This is a genomic window from Brevibacterium oceani, from assembly GCF_017948325.1.
GTDB lineage: Bacteria > Actinomycetota > Actinomycetes > Actinomycetales > Brevibacteriaceae > Brevibacterium > Brevibacterium oceani.
The window spans coordinates 2,236,582-2,257,283 of the sequence record NZ_CP072846.1 but is presented as its reverse complement, the minus strand read 5'-3'; the positions used below and the strand labels follow the sequence as shown (position 1 = coordinate 2,257,283).

Here is a 20,702-nt window from a genome sequence, read left to right as displayed (position 1 = left end):
ATCGCACCGCGACGGACGGGTCGAACCCGCCGTCGCGGTGCAGGTAGGGTGGAGTGCATGAGGCGTGCAAAGATAGTCGCAACTTTAGGTCCGAACCAGAACTCCTACGAGAAGATCAGAGAACTCGTCGATGAGGGCGTCGACGTCGCCCGATTCAACCTCAGCCACGGCACCCGGGACGAACACGAAGAGAAGTTCGCCTGGGTCCGTCAGGCAGCCCTCGACTCCGGCCGTCCGGTGGCGGTGCTGCTCGACCTGCAGGGCCCGAAAATCCGGGTGGGCAACTTCGCCGAAGGGAAGGCCGAGCTCGTCGAGGGCGCGACCTTCACGATCACCAACCGGGACGTGCCCGGCACGGCTGAGATCGTCAGCACCACCCTGGCCACGCTGCCCGGCGACGTGTCCGTCGGCGATCCGCTGCTCATCGACGACGGACGCCTGCGTCTGCGGGCCACCGAGGTCACAGCCACGGATGTCGTCACCGAAGTCGAGATCGGCGGAACGATCTCCAATCACAAGGGCATCAACCTGCCCGGCGTGCCCGTGTCCGTGCCCGCACTGTCGGAGAAGGACGTCGAGGACCTCAAGTGGGGTCTGCAGCTCGGCTTCGACTGGGTCGCACTGTCCTTCGTCCGCAGCCCCGAGGACATGGACGACGTCCGTGCAGTCATGGACGAGGTCGGAATCACCGCCCCCGTCATCGCGAAGCTCGAGAAGCCGCAGGCCGTCGACCAGCTCGACGCCGTCATCGACGCCTTCGACGGCATCATGGTCGCCCGCGGCGACCTCGGCGTCGAACTCCCGCTCGAGCAGGTCCCGATCGTGCAGAAACGCGCCGTCGAGATCGCCCGCCAGCAGGCGAAGCCGGTCATCGTCGCCACTCAGATGCTCGAGACGATGATCGACGCCTCCCGCCCCACCCGCGCCGAGGCCAGCGACTGTGCTAATGCGGTCCTCGACGGCGCCGACGCTCTCATGCTCTCCGGCGAGACCTCCGTGGGTGCGCACTGGGTGGAGGCGATTCGGACGATGAGTCGGATCATCGAGTCGACCGAGGAGCACGGGCTCGAACGGATCCCCGCGCTCGGCACCGTGCCCCACACGAAGGGCGGCGCCGTCACCGCCGCGGCCGTGGTCATCGCCGAGCAGCTCGACATCGACCTGCTCTGCACCTTCTCCCAGACCGGTGACTCCGTGAGGCGCATGTCGCGCCTGCGCCCGGCCTGGCCGATCCTCGGCTTCACCCCGGATCCGCAGGTCCGTCATCAGCTGGCCCTGACCTGGGGTGTGCGCCCCTACCTCGTCAAGACTGTGCGTCATACCGACCAGATGGCACGCCAGGTCGACGCGGTGCTGCTCGCCGACGGCACCGCCCGCGAAGGGGATCAGTCGATCCTCGTGGCCGGTTCGCCTCCCGGGATCCCCGGCTCGACGAACGCGCTGCGGATCCACACGATGGGTGACGCGGCGAAGGGCGTGGCAGCCGCTTACCAGGACTCCACGGACTCCGAGGAGGATCCGCTGGCCGGCTACGGCGTCGTCGCCGAGGCTCCGATCACCCGCGAGGTGCCGATCGTGGGGGAAGATCAGTGACGATGTGCTGAGCACGAACACTGGAACGGCATCGACGGCGTCCGCTCCTGCATTGGGGCGGGCGCCGTCTGCGTATGCGGCGGAGTCCGCGGGCGGGCCGTCGGTGCGTCGCACCTCACATCGATTTGCGGAATTTCACAGATTGCTCAACAGTTGACCTCCGTGTTGCCTCATCTCCCTTCGGCAGACCGCGGGGAGGATCAGCTAGGAGAGGAATTCTATGAGACTGCCCGCGTGGAGCAAGTCATTCGGGGTGCAGGTGACGATCGCACTCATCGCCGGTGTCGTCCTCGGGCTCCTCGCCCGTTCCCTGGGACCGGTCAGCGAGACTCAGGACAACTGGCTCGGTCAGACCCTGGACACCATCGGTTCGTCGTATGTCACCCTGCTCAAGGCGGCTGTCGTGCCGCTGGTCATCACCGCGATCATCGCGAGCATCGGCAACCTGCGCAAGGTCACCAATGCTGCCAGGCTCGCCGTGTCGACGCTCCTGTGGTTCGCGCTGACCGCCCTCATCGCCGTGATCATCGGTCTCGTCCTCGGCCTCGTCATCCAGCCGGGTGCGCATGCCGACGCCGCCTCGCTCAGCGGCCAAGCTCCCGATTCGCAGGGCAGCTGGATCGGCTTCCTCACCGGACTCATCCCGCACAACGTGCTCGGACTCGAGGTCTCCACCGCCGCCGATGACGGCGGGGGACTGGCCTCAGAGGTCGACTTCAACATCCTCCAGCTCATCATCGTCTCCGGTGCCATCGGCATCGCCGCGGTGAAGGTCGGCAAGGCCGCAGAGCCGTTCCTCGAATTCGTCGAGGCGGCGCTGGCCGTGGTGCAGAAGGTCGTGTGGTGGATCGTGCGCATTGCGCCGATCGGCACCCTCGGACTCATCGGCAACGCAGTGAACTCCTACGGCTGGTCGACCATGGGCTCGCTGCTGTGGTTCGTCGTCGCCGTCTATGTCGGCCTGGCGATCGTGTTCTTCGTCGTCTACCCGCTGCTTGCGCGCGCCAACGGGCTCTCCGTGCGCCAGTACTTCTCCGGCGTGTGGCCGGCCACGCAGATGGGATTCGTCTCGCGGTCGTCGATCGGGACCATGCCGGTGACGCAGAAGGTCGCGACCGACAACTTCGGCGTGCCCCACTCCTACGCCGCGTTCGCCGTGCCGTTCGGGGCGACGACGAAGATGGACGGCTGCGCCGCGATCTATCCGGCCATCGCCGCGGTCTTCGTCGCCCAGTTCTTCGGCGTCGACCTCTCACTCATCCAGTACCTGCTCATCATCTTCGTTGCCGTCATCGGCTCGGCGGCGACGGCGGGCACGACCGGCGCGACCGTGATGCTCACGCTCACGCTGTCGACCCTCGGTCTGCCGCTCGAGGGTGTGGGCCTGCTGCTGGCCATCGAGCCGATCGTCGACATGGGTCGCACCGCGCTCAACGTCTCCGGACAGGCGCTCATCCCCGCGATCGTGGCCAAGCGGCACGACATCCTCGACGTCGACCGTTTCGACGCTCCGCGCATCAACGGCTACGTTCCCGTCGAAGATGAGGACATGGACGAGGGCGATGCTGAGTCGGTGACCGGCGCTGACAGCGAGGCGCAGCTGCGCTGATCCTCCCACCGGAGGTTCAGGCCCTCCCACCGATGCCACGGGTCACTTCAGGCAGAGTTCGTGCTTCCGCGGGGTCCTCGCGGAGGGGCTCGTCGGAGTGAATCCGGTAGGTTCGTCATCACAGGACGAACATCGATGGAGAGGATCCGTCATGGCGCAGCCACCCCCGCCCTCCGATAGACGCCCGGCCGGCGTGAGCATCTCGCTCATGCCGGCCGCTGGCGTCTCGGAGGCCGAACTCACGCAGATCACCGAGATCTTCGCCGATCTCGTCAGCGCGGGCGCCGCGCTCGGCTGGGTCGATCCGCCGGACCGAGAACAGGTGTCGGCGCTGCTGGCGAATGTGGCCGAGGGCATCACCGCGGGGGAGTCGAGCGTGGCGCTGGCCGTGCAGAGCGACGATGGGCGTCCCGGTTGTGATGGGACGGGAGAGCGCATCGTCGGCATCGCCTACTGGAGGCGCTACACCCGCCCGACCCACCGACCCCATGTCGACATCGAGAAGGTCGCCGTCGATCCCCGGGACCACGGCGGCGGCATCGGCAGGGGACTGATGCAGGCGCTCATCACCTCGGCACGGGAAGCCGACGTCGAGGTCATCACCCTCGATCTGCGCGGCGACAACGTACGAGCGATCCGACTCTACGAATCACTCGGCTTCACCCGCTATGGGCTGCTGCCCGGATTCGTCGCGGTCGGGCAGCAGCGCTTCGACACTGATCTCTACGCCCTCGACCTCAGGGTCACCTGACCGGCGCGGCGCACATTTCGGCCTATCACCCGCAGGGGAGCCGGTACACACAGGAGGCGCCGGGACACACAGGAGGCGCCGGGACACACAGAAGGCACTGTCGAGAACTCACTCGACAGTGCCTTCGTCCGTACCGGATGCGGGACTCGAACCCGCACGTCTTTCGACAATGCATTTTGAGTGCACCGCGTCTACCGATTCCGCCAATCCGGCACGCGCCAGGCTGCCCTTGGGCCACCTCGGCGACGGGATGAGTCTACTGCGGGAGTGCGCCGATTGCACAATTGTCACCGGCATCACCGGTCGTGGGCACCCTCACAGCAGAAACTTATGCCACCGCTTTCCGGGAGCCAGCAGGGCTGGTCTAGACTGGTGACGTGCTTTCAAACAGCGAAGAATCAACGACAGATGAATCCGTGCCGGTCCGCCGCGTCGTCGTGGCCGAAGACGAGGCAGTGATTCGTCTCGATATCGTAGAGATGCTGCGCGAGGTCGGCTACGACGTCGTCGGCGAGGCTGCGGACGGCGAATCCGCCATCCGCCTGGCAGAAGAGCTCCGCCCGGACCTCGTCGTCATGGACATCAAAATGCCCATCCTCGACGGCATCTCCGCGGCTGAGCGCATCGCTCGCGCCCGCATCGCCCCCGTCGTCCTGCTCACCGCGTTCTCGCAGAAGGAACTCGTCGAACGCGCCCGCGACGCCGGCGCGATGGCCTATGTGGTCAAGCCGTTCACCTCGGCCGATCTCATCCCGGCCCTGGAGATCGCTCTCTCGCGTCACGCGGAGATCAGCTCCCTCGAATCCGAGATCTCCGATCTCACCGAACGCTTCGAGACCCGGAAGCTCGTCGAGCGCGCCAAGAGCCTGCTCCAGACCTCGATGGGTCTGAGCGAGCCCGAGGCCTTCCGCTGGATCCAGAAGACGTCGATGGACCGTCGCCTGACGATGCGTGAGGTCGCCGAGACCGTGCTCAAGCAGATCGGCACGAAGAAGTAGATCCGCCCGGGTGGAGTCCGCCCGCACCACTGTCCGAACAGAGAGGCCGACGAATCCGCACCGGATTCGTCGGCCTCTCTCATACGTCGGCGTCGGACGGCGCGATCGCGACCATCTCGGCGCGGTGGGTCGGCACCACCTCGGCGCTGCCGATCATCGGCTCATTCCGGTTCGGTCTTGAGGATCATGTTCGTGATCCGCACGATCGAGAGCAGCCGCCCCGCCTCGTCTGTCATCCTCACCTCATGACTGACGATCGTGCGTCCCTGATGGAGCACCGAGGCGGTCCCGGTGACGGTGCCCTCCCTGGCCGCCCGCAGATGGGTGGCGTTGAGGTCGACGCCGACGACGTTCTTCCCGCCGGAGACGAGGAACGAATGCATCGAGGCCAGCGATTCCGCGAGCACGACGTGACCGCCTCCATGGAAGAGACCCATCGGCTGCGTGTTGCCCTCGACGGCGACGGAGCCGACGACCTGCTCAGGTGTCAGTGAGACGAACTCGATGCCCATGCGCTCGGCCAGCGCACCGCGAGCCCCGGGCCCGTTGAGCTGGGTCAGCAGCGTGGCGCACTGATCCTCGGTCGCATCGGCGGTCAGTGATACCTGTGGTCGGAACATCGCACTCCTTCAAGTCAGCTTCGAACGATAGGCTATGCCATGTGAGTCACTCAAACGAATCCCTCCTGCTCATCGACGGACACTCCCTGGCCTACCGGGCTTTCCACGCCCTGCCGGTCGAGAACTTCTCGACCAGCACGGGGCAGACGACGAACGCCATCTACGGCTTCATCTCCATGCTCATCAACGTCCTCCGCGATGAGGCGCCGAGCCATGTGGCCGTGGCGTTCGACCTCGGACGGCAGACGTTCCGGCTCGAGGAATACGCCGACTACAAGGCCGGGCGGGCGAAGACGCCGCCGGAGTTCCACCCGCAGATCGACCTCATCAAGGACATCGTCACCGCGATGGGCATCCGCGTGGTGACGAAGGAGGGCTTCGAAGCCGACGACGCCCTGGCGACGATGTCGCGACTGGGCACCGAGGCGGGTGCCGCGGTCGAGGTGATGAGCGGGGACAAGGACTCCTTCCAGCTCGCCACGGACACCGTGACGATCCTCTACCCCAAGCGCGGGGTCAGCGACCTCAACCGAATGACGCCGGAGGCGATCGAGGAGAAGTACGGCGTCACACCCGCCAACTACCGCGGCCTGGCTGCACTCGTCGGTGAGAAGGCCGACAACCTGCCCGGCGTCCCCGGAGTCGGCGACAAGACCGCCGCGAAATGGCTCACCGCTCACGGCGACCTGCCCGGTGTGCTCGAGCACGCCGAGGAGATCGGCGGCAAGGTGGGGGAGAAGCTGCGCGACCACATCGCCGAGGTGGAGCGGAACTATCGACTCAACCGTCTCCTCGACGACGTCGACCTGGGGCTGTCCTTCGACGACCTCGCCTGGGGCGAGGGCGATCCGACGGAACTGTCGAGCCTGTTCGACCAGCTCGAATTCCAGGCGCTGGGCAGACGGCTGGCCGCGATCTTCCCCGATGCCGCTGAGTCCGAGGCAGAGACCGCGCCGGCCCGGGAGACCCGGATCGAGACCGTCGAGGTCGACGGTCTGCTCGAGAAGATCTCCGCACACGATGTGCTCGCGGTCGATTCGGATGCCCGATTCGAACTCGGCCACGGTGAGGCGCGGGTGCTCGCAGTCTCCGCAGAACCCGGCCAGGCGTGGGTCGTCGACCTCGCCGAGGCGGCCGCCTCGGCGATCGCCGCGCTCGGTTCCGCATTCGCGCAGCGATCGCTCATCCTCCACAGCGCGAAGCTGCAGATCAAGGCCTGGGATTCGATCGGTCTCAAGGTCCGCGACATCGGCGGCGACACTGCCCTGGCGGCGTACCTCCTCGTTCCCGATGCCCGTTCGTACGAACTCGGCCAGATCGCCGCCGACCGCGCGGGAATCGATCTGAGCGAACCCGAAGCCGATTCGGGCCAACTCGCCCTCGAACTGGACTCGGACGCGACGGCGACCACACATGGACAGCGCGCCGCCGCACTGCTCGAGGTCCACGAGGTGCTCGCGCAGGCCGTGGACGATGCGAAGATGACCGAGGTCTACCGTGCCATCGAACTGCCGCTCGTACCCGTGCTCGCGATGATGGAGCTGCGGGGCATCGCCGTCGACGAGTCCGGTCTGTCCGACCTCATCGAGGAATTCACCAAACAGGCCGAAGCCAGCGCGCAGGAGGCCTACGACGCGATCGGACACGAGGTCAACCTCGGATCGCCCAAGCAGCTGCAGACCGTGCTCTTCGACGAACTCGACATGCCGAAGACGAAACGCACGAAGACCGGTTACACGACCGACGCCGATGCCCTGGCCGAACTCTTCGTCAAGACCGAACACCCGTTCCTCCAGCATCTGCTGGCCTACCGGGACTCGACAAAGCTCAAACAGACCGTCGTCGGGCTGCTGAAGACCGTCGCCGACGACGGACGCATCCACACCACGTATCAGCAGACCGTGGCCGCGACCGGGCGCCTGTCCTCACTCGACCCGAACCTGCAGAACATCCCGGTGCGCACCGAATCCGGACGCCGCATCCGCGAGATCTTCATCGCCGACCCCGAAGTGAAGGGCGGCTGCCTGCTCACGGCCGACTACTCACAGATCGAGATGCGCATCATGGCCCACCTGTCCGGGGACGCCGCTCTCATCCAGGCGTTCAAGGACGGCGAGGACCTGCACTCCTATGTGGGTTCGAAGGTCTTCGGCGTCGGCATCGACGAGGTCGACTCCGAGATGCGGTCGAAGGTCAAGGCGATGTCCTACGGTCTCGTCTACGGTCTCTCAGCCTACGGCCTCTCCCGCCAGCTCGCGATCGGCGTGGACGAGGCCAAGGCGCTCATGGAGCAGTACTTCGAACGCTTCGGCGCCGTGAAGGACTACCTCGATGAGATCGTCGAGCAGGCCCGGGCGAAGGGCTACACGGAGACCATCATGGGCCGCAGGCGCTACCTGCCTGCCCTGCACAGCGATCGGCGGCAGCTGCGGGACATGGCCGAACGTGCCGCCCTCAACGCTCCGATCCAGGGTTCGGCCGCCGACATCATGAAGCTCGCGATGCTCAAGGTCGCCGGCCGCCTCGAGGACCTGGAGTCGCCGATGCTGCTGCAGGTCCACGATGAGATCATCGTCGATGTGCGACCGGACGAGCTCGACGAGGTGACCGCGATCGTCACGGAGGAGATGGGTTCGGCCTACGAACTCGACGTGCCGCTCGACGTCAACGTCGGCACCGGCATCTCCTGGCACGCCGCCGCGCACTGAACCGCCCGGCTCCCATGCTCGTTCAAGGCGGAGCGCACTTTTCGAGTCGTCAACGGATCGACACGTGCGCTCCGCCGTGAACGAGGTCGTCGCGCCTCAGGTCACGCGAAACTCGAAAAAGTCGTCGCCAGTGACGACTTTTTCGAGTTTCGCGTGACCTGAGCGCGTACTGCGTTAGCCGAGCGCGTACTGCGTTACTCGACGTCGCTTCGCGTTACTCGACGTGCGGGCGGCCGCTTCAGTCCTTCGCCAGCGTCGTCGAGAAGATCACCGTGCCGGGCATGAGGGCTCCGCGCAGCGGCGACCATCCGCCCCACGCAGTCTGATTCGACTCGGGCCACTCGGGTTCGGTCACCGAGTCGATGGTGAAGCCGGCGGCGACGAGCTGGCGCACCCAGTCGCTCATCGTCCGGTGATGTTCGGCGTAGACCGGCTGACCGGCCGAGGACAGCTCGACGTAGGGGGTGCGGTCGAAGTACGAGTACTCGACCGTCAGCCCCGCCTCGCCGGGAACGTCGGGGAACATCCAGCGCATCGGGTGCGTGGTCGAGAACACCCACTGGCCGCCGGGGCGGACGACGCGGGCCACCTCGGCGAAGACCACCTCAGCGTCCTTGACGAAGGGGAGCGCGCCGTAGGAGGAGAACGCGATGTCGAAGCTGTTCGAGGCGAAGGGCAGCTGGCGGGCATCGGCCAGGAGGAACGTCGGGGGAGTGGCCTGGTCGCTCAGCGGGTGCTCACGCTGCAGCCGCGAGGCCTGTTCGAGCATTCCGGCCGAGACGTCGACGCCGGTGGCGATTCCGCCCTGTTCGGCCAGCCAGCGCGAACACTGCCCCGCACCGCAGCCGACCTCGAGGACCTGCCTGCGAGCGACATCGCCGAGGAGGTGGACGTCCGATTCGTGAATTCCCTCCGGACACCAGATGAAATCGGAGGCACCGAGGAAGGTGCCGTGTTCGGCCAGATACTCCTCCGCAGAGTTGTCCCAATAGCTGCGATTGGCCCGGACAGAGGCCTCTTCATCGATCGGGAGATAGCCGCCGCTGATGACCTCGGCTCCGTCAGTTCCCTCGCTCATCATTCCTCCGTGGCCACAAGTGCCGAAGATTCGAATCCTCGGCGTGCATTCACGCCCAGGATGGTGCTAGTATTGACAACCGTATGCGCCTGTGCATACAAGTCCAAATTCGCAATCGAGACCGGATTCGGTTCTGCTGGCAACATCAACGACCTGCCGACAGAGTATCGGATCTGGACCAATATTCCATCGGAGTCCCTACCTATATGACCACCACCACGCCGGAATCGGTGCAGCCGAAGCAGGTCGCTGTCAATGACATCGGAACCGCTGAGGACTTTCTCGCCGCCGTCGACGAGACGATCAAGTACTTCAACGATGGCGACATCGTCGAAGGCGAAGTCGTCAAGGTCGACCGCGACGAAGTACTCGTTGACATCGGATACAAGACGGAAGGCGTCATCCTCGCACGGGAGCTTTCCATCAAGCACGATGTCGATCCCGGCGAAGTCGTCGAGGTCGGGGACGAGATCGAAGCCCTCGTTCTTCAGAAGGAAGACAAAGAGGGTCGTCTCATGCTCTCCAAGAAGCGTGCTCAGTACGAGCGCGCCTGGGGCGACATCGAGAAGATCAAGGAAGACGACGGCGTCGTCACCGGCACCGTCATCGAGGTCGTCAAGGGCGGCCTGATCGTCGACATCGGGCTGCGCGGCTTCCTGCCCGCTTCCCTGGTCGAGATGCGTCGCGTCCGTGACCTCGCCCCCTACATCGGGCAGCAGGTCGAGGCCAAGATCATCGAGCTCGACAAGAACCGCAACAACGTGGTCCTGTCCCGCCGTGCCTGGCTCGAGCAGACCCAGTCGGCCGTCCGCCACGACTTCCTGCAGACCCTGCAGAAGGGCCAGGTCCGTCCCGGCGTCGTGTCGTCCATCGTCAACTTCGGTGCCTTCGTCGACCTCGGTGGTGTCGACGGACTCGTCCACGTCTCCGAGCTGTCCTGGAAGCACATCGATCACCCGGGTGAGGTCGTCACCGTCGGTGACGAGGTCACCGTCGAGGTCCTCGACGTCGACATGGACCGTGAGCGCGTCTCGCTCTCGCTCAAGGCCACCCAGGAAGATCCCTGGCAGCACTTCGCCCGCACCCACGTCATCGGACAGATCGTTCCGGGCAAGGTCACGAAGCTCGTTCCCTTCGGCGCATTCGTCCGCGTCGAGGACGGCATCGAGGGCCTCGTCCACATCTCCGAGCTGGCCGTGCGCCACGTGGATCTGCCGGAGCAGGTCGTCTCCGTCGACGAGACCATCTACGTCAAGGTCATCGACATCGACCTCGAGCGTCGCCGGATCTCGCTGTCGCTGAAGCAGGCGAACGAAGGCGTCGATCCCGAGGCCGAAGAGTTCCTCGACCCCGCTCTCTACGGCATGCCGCAGGAGTACGACGAGGACGGCAACTACAAGTACCCCGAGGGCTTCGACCCCGAGACCAACGAATGGGTCGAGGGCTACGAGGCTCAGCGCGAGACCTGGGAGCAGCAGTACGCCGCCGCCCAGGAACGCTGGGAAGAGCACAAGAAGCAGGTCGCCAAGGCCGTCGCTGCGGACGCCGAGGCCTCCGCCGCCGATGCCGTCGGCTCTGCCGATGCCGCGCCGGCCACCGGATCGTTCTCCTCGGAAGAGGCGAACGACGAAGGCACGCTGGCCAGCGACGAAGCTCTCGCAGCTCTGCGTGAGAAGCTTGCAGGCAGCTGATAACAGCTACCCGAAGGGCTCCCGGTCGAAAGATCGGGAGCCCTTTGTGTATGCCCTCACGCCTCCCACACGCATGCAGCGTGCCCGGCCCTGGCTGTGGTACACGGTGCTGCTGTCCCTGGGCAGTCTGACGATCTTCGGCACCGTCGCGGCAGACCCGTCCGGTTCGGTCGTCGCCGACAACGACGACACGTCCCTCTTCATCTGGTGGCTCGGCCACGGTGCGCAGGTGCTCGCCGACGTCCTCGGCTTCGGATCCGGCCACGCGGGCGGCCTGCTGTACACGGATTCGATGAACGCCCTCGGCGGGGGAGTCAACGGCGCCTGGAACACCTCGTTGGCCGGCATCGCCCTCCTCCTGGCCCCGCTCACCTGGGTGGCCGGGCCGATCATCAGCTACAACCTGCTCGTGCTGGCCACCCCGGTCCTCGTCAGCCTCGCCACCGCGGTGCTCTATCGCCGGTTCCTCGATCGACTTCCCGCCTTCATCGCCGCCGGCGGGGTCGGCTTCTCCAGCTACGTCATCGCCCAGCTCGGCGGGCATCCGAACCTCGCCTTCGCCGTCACCCCGCCACTGACCGCCTGGGCGATCCTCGCACTGCTCGGACTCGGCCGAACGAACGAAGCGAAGACCGATGACCGGCGGATCTGGCGGATCGGCATCGTCTTCGGGCTCGTGCTCGGGTTCCAGTTCTACGTCTCCACCGAGGTGCTCGCAGGAACGTTCCTCGCCGCCCTCTGCCTCCTCGTCGTCCTCGCGCTGTTCGCCCGTCGTGCCCTCACCTCACGCTCCTGGGCCGCCCTCGGCCTCGGGTCGGTCATGGCCGGCCTCATCGCCGCGATCTGCGCGGTGCCGCTGCTCATCACCATGGCCGGTCCGAACGCCCCCGACGGCGCCATCCGACCGCACGGCGTGTGGAACACCGACCTCCTCGACCCGATCCTGCCGGCTGCTCCTGCCTGGCTGAGCACCGGAGTGTCCCCACTGCCGCGCATCCTGGACATCGACCCGGCCGAGCTCGGTGCCTACGTCGGTGTGCCCGCGCTGCTGGTCGCCCTCGTCATCCTCATCGGCCTGTCCCGACGCTCGCGTTATCGTCGCATTCTTCGCGTCTCCGCGGCGACGGGAATCCTCGTGTTCGCCCTCGCGCTCGGATCGCCGATCCTGCTCGGCGGGCGGGTGCTCGTCGAGACCGGGCCGTTCGCTCTCGTCGAAGCCGTTCCCGTCCTCAACAACATCCTGCCCATGCGGCTCGTTCTCCACTCGACGATCGCGCTCTTCGCCATCCTCGGCGTCGGCCTCGAGTGGTCGCTGAAGCACCTTCACCTCGTGCGCGCCCGCGTCCTCATCGGGCTGCTCGCCCTCGCAGCCGTCAGCGTCGTCCCCGGGCCGCAGATCGCGCGCGAAGTCACCGTCCCCGACTTCTACACCGATGCCATCGCCGAGGTGGTCCCCTCCGGAGCAGTCGTCAAGACCTTCCCCCGCCCGCTGGCCTGGGCCGAACCTCACGCCGATGAGGCGATGGTGTGGCAGTCCGTGAGCGGATTCCGGTACAGAGAGACCGGCGGATACTTCATCGGCTCGTCCCCCGACTCGTCCGTGACCTACACGGCGCCCGAGGACAGCCTCGATGAGCTGCTGCACGCCTCCGTGTTCGACGGTGACCCGATCCCGGACCCGCAGAGCGCCGAGGCGGCCGAGGCGATCGCCGATCTGCGCACCTCCGGCGTCGACTACATCGTTCTCGCCCCCGAGGCTCCGCTGCTGCCGGGAGGACAGCGCGGGTATGCACAGTTCCTCGACGAGGCCGTCGGGCAGCCGGAGTACGACGATCAGGGCGTGCGCGTGTACAGACTCTGAGCGCAGGCGCCGGCTCGTTAGGATGACATCATGCTGAGAATCGGTCTCACCGGCGGAATCGGCGCCGGAAAGTCAACAGTGTCCGCGATGCTCGTCGACCACGGAGCGGCGCTCATCGACGCCGACCGAATCGCCCGCGAGGTCGTCGCGCCCGGTGAGCCGCTGCTCGACCGCCTCGTCGAGGCATTCGGTCCGCAGATCCTCGATGCCGAGGGCGCCCTCAACCGTGCCGCACTCGCGGCCGCGGCCTTCGTCGACAGCGAGCGCACCGCCACCCTCAACGGACTCATGCACCCGGCGATCAGGGACCGCACCGCCGAGCATTTCGCTCGCCATGCCGAGGCGGACATCGTCGTCCACGATGTGCCCCTGCTCGTCGAGAACTCGATGACTCCCGGCTACCACCTCAACCTGCTCGTCGACGTGCCCGCTGAGGTGCGTCTGGGCCGACTCATGGACTCTCGCGGAATGGACCGCGCGGACGCCGAGGCACGGATCGCTCGGCAGGCCGACGACGAGACCCGACGCGCCGCCTGCGATGTCATCATCGACAACTCGGGAGACATCGAAGCCACCCGCGACGCGGTGCGCCGGCTCCTCGAGACGAGGATCGACCCGTTCGCGGAGAATCTCGTCGCTCAGCGCCGTGCCGCCCGGCCGGCACTGCGCCTCACCGACCCCGCGGACGCCGACTGGGCCGGAGACGCCGCCCGCGTGATCGCAAAGCTGCGGCACGGAACCGGTGAGCGCTTCGCGATCGACCACATCGGATCCACCTCGGTGCCGGAACTGCCCGCCAAGGACGTCATCGACCTCCAGCTCATCGTCCCCGACCTCGACACTGCACGCTTGCTGGCACCCCGCCTCGCCGAACTCGGGTACCCCGGACGCGAACTGTCCGACCACCTCGTCGAGGGCGGTCTCGAAGGGAAATGGTTCCACGCGAACACGGATCCCGGGCGAGCGGTCAATCTGCATGTGCGCACGGAGGGCTCGGTCGGGGCGCGCTTCGCCCTCGCCTTCCGAGACCTGCTGCGAACCGATGCGGGGGAGAGGGAGCGCTACCTCGGACTCAAACGCGGGCTCGTCGAACGGGTGATCTCCGAGGCAGGGACCGACGCCGAGGCGGGAGCAGAATCCGCGGCCGGATCCGACACCGAGGCGACGAACGCCTATGCGGAGGCGAAGGAGCCGTACTTCCTCGAGATGCGACGGCTCCTCGTCCCGGAGAGCTTCGACTGAGCGGCCGATCTCGCGCTGCTCGGTCGCAGGCATCCACAGGCCGGATGCTCGGTTGCTGTCCTGTGTCAGGGGCGGGGGTTAGTGTTGGACCATGAGCTCAGCACGACCCCTGCCCGCGATCGGCCACCGCCCCGACGTCACCCGTGAGGTGGCGCCCTTCGAGGTCGTCTCCGAATACTCGCCGTCCGGTGACCAGCCCACCGCCATCGAAGAGATCTCGGAGCGACTCGACGCAGGGGAGCGCGACATCGTCCTCCTCGGCGCGACCGGCACCGGCAAGTCCGCGACGACCGCCTGGCTGATCGAGCAGGTGCAGCGACCGACGCTGATCATGGCGCCGAACAAGACGTTGGCCGCCCAGTTGGCCAACGAGTTCCGGCAGCTGCTGCCGAACAACGCGGTCGAATACTTCGTCTCCTACTACGACTACTACCAGCCGGAAGCCTACGTCCCGCAGACGGACACGTTCATCGAGAAGGACTCGTCGATCAACGACGAGGTCGAACGGCTCCGGCACTCCGCGACGAACTCGCTGCTGACCAGGCGCGACGTCGTGGTTGTGTCGACGGTGTCCTGCATCTACGGCCTGGGCACTCCCGAAGAGTACGTCGACCGCATGGTCACCCTGCACAAGGGAGACGAATGCGATCGTGACGAACTGCTCAAGCGCTTCGTGTCGATGCAGTACGCCCGCAATGACATGGCTTTCACGCGCGGCACCTTCCGTGTGCGCGGGGACACCGTCGAGATCATCCCGCAGTACGAGGAGCTGGCGCTGCGGATCGAGTTCTTCGGCGATGAGATCGAGAACCTCCAGACCCTGCATCCCCTGACCGGGGAGATCGTGCGCGACGAAGAGACCATCCACGTGTTTCCCGCCAGCCACTACGTCGCCGGTGAGAACCGGATGGCCAAGGCGATCAGCGGGATCGAAGACGAACTGCAGCAGCGGCTGAGCGAATTCGAAGCCCAGAACAAGCTCCTCGAGGCGCAGCGGCTGAAGATGCGCACGACCTACGACCTCGAAATGATGGAGTCGATGGGATTCACCTCGGGCATCGAGAACTACTCCCGGCACATCGACGGCCGATCACCCGGATCGGCACCGAACTGCCTGCTCGACTACTTCCCCGAGGACTTCCTCCTCGTCGTCGACGAATCCCACGTCACCGTGCCGCAGATCGGCGGCATGTACGAGGGAGACATGTCTCGTAAGCGCACCCTCGTCGAACACGGATTCCGCCTGCCCAGCGCCATGGACAACAGACCGCTGAAGTTCGATGAGTTCCGCGAACGGATCGGCCAGACCGTCTATCTCTCCGCCACCCCCGGCAACTTCGAACTCGGCAACGCCAACGGCTACGTACAGCAGATCATCCGTCCGACCGGCCTCGTCGACCCGGAGATCAAGGTCAAACCGACCAAGGGCCAGATCGACGACCTCCTCGACGAGATCAGGACCAGGGTCGATGCGAACGAACGTGTGCTCGTGACCACTCTGACGAAGAAGATGGCCGAGGACCTCACCGACTACCTGCTCGAACACGACATCCGCGTCCAGTACCTCCACTCGGACGTCGACACCCTCCGCCGGGTCGAACTGCTCACCGAACTGCGAGCCGGAGAGTTCGACGTGCTCGTGGGCATCAACCTCCTCCGCGAGGGACTCGACCTGCCGGAGGTCTCGCTCGTCGCGATCCTCGACGCCGACAAAGAGGGCTTCCTCCGCTCCTCGACCTCCCTCATCCAGACCATCGGCCGTGCGGCCAGGAACCTGCACGGTCAGGTCCACATGTACGCCGACACCATCACGGACTCGATGCGCACCGCCATCGATGAGACCGACCGCAGGCGCGCCATCCAGATCGCCTACAACAAGGAACACGGCATCGACCCGGCACCCTTGGTCAAACGGATCGCCGACATCACCGAACGACTCCAGCGTGAGGACGAAGACACCCGCGAGCTGCTCACCGAATTCGACTACGGCAAGGGCAAACGCGGCTACAACTCGACCATCACCGATGAACAGCGCGAAGCCGCGAACAAGTCGGGTTCGCTGCGGCCACCGGCCGCCGACCTCACCGAACTCATCGAATCGCTGACCTCGCAGATGCATTCGGCTGCCGCCGAACTGCAGTTCGAACTCGCCGCCCGGCTGCGCGACGAGCTCTCGGACCTCAAACAGGAGCTGCGCCAGATGAAGGAGGCCGGACACGCCTGACCGGTCACCGGGATGTGAGGACCACTGACGCTTCGTGACTATACTGGGGTGGCTGACGAAAGGGAGTATCCCGTCCATCCGTGCTCGTCACCACGATCCGCTCGAGGATCCGGGCGCGGAGCGCACGCCGCCACTGACGCAGTGGTCTTAGCGTGGGAGAGACTTTCGGCACGGGTACATCTCCGTCATCTCGAAAGGCATCATGGATATTCTGTCCTCCACCCTCGCCGCCGGCGGCAGCTCCGCTGCGGCGAGCGAATCACCCATTCCCATGTGGTTCATGATCGGTTCGAGCGTCGCCGTCGTAGCGATCCTCCTCATCGATCTCCTCCTCGTCATCAAGCGGCCCCACGTGCCGTCGATGCGCGAGGCCGGCATCTGGGTCGGCTTCTACGTCGCCCTCGCCCTCATCTTCGGCGCTTCCCTGTTCGCCATCGGCGACGCCCAGCACGGCAGCGAGTTCCTCACCGGCTGGCTGCTCGAATACTCTCTGAGCATCGACAACCTGTTCGTCTTCATCATCATCATGGGCAGCTTCTCCGTTCCGCGGAAGTACCAGCAGGAAGTGCTCATGGTCGGCATCATCATCGCCATCATCTTCCGCGGCATCTTCATCCTTGCGGGTGCGGCGATCATCAGCGCCTTCGTCGAAGTCTTCTTCATCTTCGGCATCTTCCTCCTGATCGTCGGCTATCGACAGGCCTTCAGCGATGAGGACGAGGGAGATGGAGAGAACGGACTGATCCGCTTCCTCCGCAAACGCATCAACGTCGTCGACGAGTACCATGGCAACAATCTTCGGGTCACCCTCGACGACGGTAAGAAGTACTGGACGCCGATGTTCATCGTGTTCATCGCCATCGGCTCCACCGACGTGATGTTCGCGCTCGACTCGATCCCGGCGATCTTCGGCGTGACGCAGAGCGCATTCCTCGTGTTCACCGCGAATGTGTTCGCGCTGATGGGTCTGCGTCAGCTGTACTTCCTGCTCGGCGGGCTCGTCGACAAACTCGTGTACCTCCACTACGGAATCGCCGCGATTCTCGCGTTCATCGGCGTCAAGCTCATCATCCACGCCCTGCATTCGAGCGATTGGGACTTCCTCTCCTGGGGCCACTCGATCCCCGAGGTGCCGACGTGGCTGTCGCTGACCTTCATCGTCCTCGCCATGGCCGTGGCGACGATCGCGTCACTGATGAAGATGCGCAAGGACGGCGTGACCTTCAAGGACCTCCGGTCCGAGGACTCCGAAGAGGCCTGAGCCCACCGAAGCTCGGCCGCCTGCGGCCAACTCCCGGAACAGACACAGGCGGGGCCCGTCCTGATCATCAGGACGGGCCCCGCTCGCGCATCGTCGGTCGGTTTGAGACTCGGTCGGTTCGAGACTCAGCCGTTCGAGAACGGCCCGAAGACCGGTGTCCACTCGCGCACGGACACGGATTCGATGACTCCGATCGACGCGTAGGGATCCTCGGCGAGGTGGCGCTCGACCTCCGCGCGGTCGGCTGCGGCGAAGATCAGGAGGCCACCCGGCTGGGGTTCGTCATCGAGGGGACCGGAGGCGAGGATCACCCCGGCCTCGACGAGGTCCGACTGCCACTGGCGATGACTCGGGCGGTTGTCCATCCGAGTGGCGGTGTCCGGACCATAGGTGTAGGTGGCGGCGAAGACTGGCATCGATGAGCTCCGTTCGGCTATTAGGATTGAACACGAATCAGTCTAATCGGAAAGGTCCGTGCATCAGCGTGGCGAGATTGCAGGAGATCCCGGCGGAATTCGCCGACGACGACTCCGTCTACGAGTCCTTCGGCGAATACTGCGCGGAGATCGGCGTCGAACCCTATTCGGCCCAGGACGAGGCGTTCCTCACCATCCTCGCCGGAGACAACACGATCATGGCCACCCCGACAGGCTCCGGGAAGTCACTCGTCGCGCTCTTCGCCCTCTACCAGTCCTACACTCGCGGCATCCGCGCCTACTACACGGCTCCGCTCAAGGCACTCGTCAGCGAGAAGTTCTTCTCCCTCATCGGCGCGCTCGGTGCCGAGAACGTCGGCATGATCACCGGCGACTCCACCGTCAACGGGGATGCTCCGGTCATCTGCGCCACGGCAGAGATCCTCGCGAATCAGTCGCTGCGCGAGGGCGGACTGCTCGACGCGGGAATGGTCGTCATGGACGAGTTCCACTACGTCTCCGACCCCTCTCGCGGCTGGGCATGGCAGGTGCCGCTGCTCGAGATGCCGCAGGCACAGTTCGTCCTCATGTCCGCCACACTCGGCGACACCACGGAGATCCAGCGGACGATGCGGGAGACCACGGGCCGCGATTCCTCCGTCATCACCTCCGCGACACGACCAGTGCCGCTCGAATACGAGTACTCGACGGAGACGCTCTCGGACACGCTGCGCGCACTCGTCCGGGGTGACAAGGCTCCCGTCTACGTGGTCTCCTATTCGCAGAGCGGTGCGATCGACCTCGCCACGAATCTGCTCTCGGTCGATCTCGCCTCGAAGGAGCAGAAAGCCGCCGTCGCGGAGGCGATCAAAGGCTTCGCCTTCTCCAAAGGGTTCGGGCAGAACCTGCGCAAGCTGCTCCTCCACGGAGTCGGCGTCCACCACGCCGGGATGCTGCCGAAGTACCGCCGCCTCGTCGAACAGCTCGCCCTCAAGGGCCTCCTGCTCGTCATCTCCGGCACGGACACCCTCGGGGTGGGCATCAATGTGCCCATCCGGTCGGTGCTGCTGACCGGGCTGACGAAGTTCGACGGACGCAAGATGCGCAGGCTCAGCGTCCGCGAATTCCAGCAGCTGGCCGGACGCGCCGGCCGTGCGGGCTTCGACACCCGCGGGTACGTCATCGCCCAGGCTCCCGAACACGTCATCGACAACCTCAGGGCCGAGGCGAAGGCGGCGAACGATGACAAGAAGAAAAAGAAGAAGGTGAAGAAGAAGGCGGCGCCGGCCAGATTCGTCGGCTGGTCTGAAGAGACCTTCGACAAACTCATCACCGGCGAATCCGAAACGCTGCGCCCGCGGATGAAGATCGACCACTCGACGATCCTCAACCTCGTCGCCCGCCCCGGATCGACCGTGTCGACCATCAGCGACTTCATCGACAAGACCCACGAAAGCCGTGAACGCAGGCTCGACCTCAAACTCACCGCCATCAGCATCGGACGGTCCCTCATCGACGCCGGCCTCATCGACAGCAGGGGAGACGAACTGCTGCCGACCCAGGACCTCGGTCCCCAGTTCGCGCTCAACCAGCCGCTGGCGCCATTCGTCCTCGCCGCCCTCGATCTCGTCGACGAGGAAGACGAGACGTACGCCCTCGACGTCGTCTCGATCGTCGAATCGACCACCTCGGTGCCGTTCCAGATCCTCAAAGGACAGCTCGACCGGATCAAGGCGGACACCCTCGCCGAACTCAAGGCCGAAGGGGTCGACTACCCCGAACGCATGGCGATCCTCGACGAGCTCGAGGGACCGAAGCCGCTGGCCGACGTCCTCGAACCCGCGTTCGACCACTTCGTCGAGACCCACCCATGGCTGCGCGGCGGCGGCTTCGAACCGAAATCGGTCGTCCGCGACATGATCGAGCAGGCCATGGGCTTCACCCAGTTCGTCGGCTACTACTCCCTCGCCCGGGCCGAAGGCAGCCTGCTGCGCTACCTCACCGACGTCTACCGGGCGCTGCTGCACAACGTGCCCGATGAGAGCCGCACAGAGGAGCTGTCGACGATCATCGAATGGCTCGGAGAGACCATCGCCCGGACCGACTCCTCCCTGATCGACGAATGGCGGACCCTGCAGGGACTCGACCCGACCGGCTTCGACGCCGACGAGCTGCCCGATCTCGAGCGGCGATTCTCCGAGAACACGAAGGTCTTCACCGTCGAGATCCGCAATGCCCTGTTCCATCGTGTGCTCCTGGCCGAACGCGCCGACTACACCGAACTCGGTCGTCTCGATGCCGATTCGGGCTTCGACGCGAAGGCCTGGGAGGACGCGATCGAGGACTTCTACGACGAATACGGCGATCTGCTCATCGACCAGTCGGCACGCGGTCGGGAATATATCGACATCGAACCCGGTTCCTCCACGTGGAACGTCCGCCAGATCCTGGCCGACCCCGAAGGGAACCGGGACTGGGCCATCGACGCCGAGGTGGACGTGGCCGCGAGCGACGACGCCGGAGACATCGTGCTGCGCATCGTCTCCGTCGGCGAGATCGGCCGGTGAAGAACCCCGATCCGCAGGCGATGTCGTGCCCCGCGCAGGTGCGCGCAGGAGCTGCGACCACCTCCGTGGCTGCGGCGGAGGAC

14 protein-coding genes and 1 tRNA gene are annotated in these 20,702 nt (G+C 65.7%); 11 read left to right on the top strand and 4 right to left on the bottom strand.

Going from position 1 to position 20,702, the window contains the following annotated elements; all coding sequences use genetic code 11:
- Positions 1-57 precede the first annotated feature (57 nt).
- The 3 genes from pyk (at position 58) to J9314_RS10040 (ending at position 3,953) form a co-directional block, all read left to right on the top strand.
- The gene (pyk, locus tag J9314_RS10050) at positions 58-1,593 is read left to right on the top strand and encodes a pyruvate kinase (protein ID WP_181273491.1); all 1,536 of its coding nucleotides are present in this window, start codon (positions 58-60) and stop codon (positions 1,591-1,593) included.
- 220 nt (positions 1,594-1,813) lie between these two features.
- Positions 1,814-3,202, top strand: coding sequence for a dicarboxylate/amino acid:cation symporter (locus tag J9314_RS10045; protein WP_210602289.1), 1,389 nt, complete (start codon positions 1,814-1,816; stop codon positions 3,200-3,202).
- A gap of 151 nt (positions 3,203-3,353) precedes the next feature.
- Positions 3,354-3,953: a GNAT family N-acetyltransferase gene (locus J9314_RS10040; RefSeq protein ID WP_210602288.1), complete on the top strand. Its 600-nt coding sequence runs from the start codon at positions 3,354-3,356 to the stop codon at positions 3,951-3,953.
- A 131-nt stretch (positions 3,954-4,084) separates the two neighbouring features.
- Here J9314_RS10040 and J9314_RS10035 read toward each other — a convergent pair.
- Positions 4,085-4,166, bottom strand: a tRNA-Leu gene (locus J9314_RS10035).
- Between the two features lie 164 nt (positions 4,167-4,330).
- Between J9314_RS10035 and J9314_RS10030 the strand changes: the two genes are divergently transcribed.
- Positions 4,331-4,951 carry an ANTAR domain-containing response regulator gene (locus J9314_RS10030; RefSeq protein WP_181273493.1) on the top strand — a complete coding sequence of 207 codons (621 nt, stop codon included), beginning with the start codon at positions 4,331-4,333 and terminating at the stop codon, positions 4,949-4,951.
- 161 nt (positions 4,952-5,112) lie between these two features.
- On the opposite strand, the gene J9314_RS10025 is transcribed toward J9314_RS10030, so the two are convergent.
- Positions 5,113-5,571 (bottom strand): PaaI family thioesterase, encoded by a 459-nt coding sequence (locus J9314_RS10025; protein ID WP_210602287.1) that lies wholly within the window; start codon positions 5,569-5,571, stop codon positions 5,113-5,115.
- A 41-nt stretch (positions 5,572-5,612) separates the two neighbouring features.
- On the opposite strand from J9314_RS10025, the gene polA reads away from it, so the two are divergent.
- Complete coding sequence (gene polA / locus J9314_RS10020) at positions 5,613-8,279, top strand: DNA polymerase I (RefSeq protein WP_210602286.1); 2,667 nt, start codon at positions 5,613-5,615, stop codon at positions 8,277-8,279.
- Positions 8,280-8,517: 238 nt separating this feature from the next.
- Here the strand turns inward: polA and J9314_RS10015 are convergent, their stop codons facing one another.
- Positions 8,518-9,357, bottom strand: coding sequence for a class I SAM-dependent methyltransferase (locus J9314_RS10015; RefSeq protein ID WP_181273496.1), 840 nt, complete (start codon positions 9,355-9,357; stop codon positions 8,518-8,520).
- A gap of 206 nt (positions 9,358-9,563) precedes the next feature.
- Between J9314_RS10015 and rpsA the strand changes: the two genes are divergently transcribed.
- The 5 genes from rpsA to J9314_RS09990 all read left to right on the top strand — a co-directional run bounded on the left by rpsA (position 9,564) and on the right by J9314_RS09990 (position 17,636).
- Positions 9,564-11,048, top strand: a complete 1,485-nt coding sequence (gene rpsA, locus J9314_RS10010; RefSeq protein ID WP_181273497.1) for a 30S ribosomal protein S1 — start codon at positions 9,564-9,566, stop codon at positions 11,046-11,048.
- 73 nt (positions 11,049-11,121) lie between these two features.
- On the top strand, positions 11,122-12,909 hold the full coding sequence (locus J9314_RS10005; protein ID WP_246490323.1) for a hypothetical protein: 1,788 nt from the start codon (positions 11,122-11,124) through the stop codon (positions 12,907-12,909).
- 30 nt (positions 12,910-12,939) lie between these two features.
- Entirely contained in the window at positions 12,940-14,151 is a 1,212-nt protein-coding gene (gene coaE, locus J9314_RS10000) for a dephospho-CoA kinase (protein ID WP_210602285.1), read from the top strand.
- A 91-nt stretch (positions 14,152-14,242) separates the two neighbouring features.
- Positions 14,243-16,375, top strand: coding sequence for an excinuclease ABC subunit UvrB (gene uvrB, locus J9314_RS09995; RefSeq protein ID WP_246490322.1), 2,133 nt, complete (start codon positions 14,243-14,245; stop codon positions 16,373-16,375).
- Positions 16,376-16,577: 202 nt separating this feature from the next.
- A complete protein-coding gene (locus J9314_RS09990; protein ID WP_210602284.1) occupies positions 16,578-17,636 on the top strand; it encodes a TerC/Alx family metal homeostasis membrane protein in 1,059 nt (352 codons plus the stop codon).
- Positions 17,637-17,761: 125 nt separating this feature from the next.
- On the opposite strand, the gene J9314_RS09985 is transcribed toward J9314_RS09990, so the two are convergent.
- A complete protein-coding gene (locus J9314_RS09985) occupies positions 17,762-18,052 on the bottom strand; it encodes a YciI family protein (protein WP_181273500.1) in 291 nt (96 codons plus the stop codon).
- 68 nt (positions 18,053-18,120) lie between these two features.
- On the opposite strand from J9314_RS09985, the gene J9314_RS09980 reads away from it, so the two are divergent.
- Positions 18,121-20,619: a DEAD/DEAH box helicase gene (locus J9314_RS09980; RefSeq protein ID WP_246490321.1), complete on the top strand. Its 2,499-nt coding sequence runs from the start codon at positions 18,121-18,123 to the stop codon at positions 20,617-20,619.
- Positions 20,620-20,702: the final 83 nt, after the last annotated feature.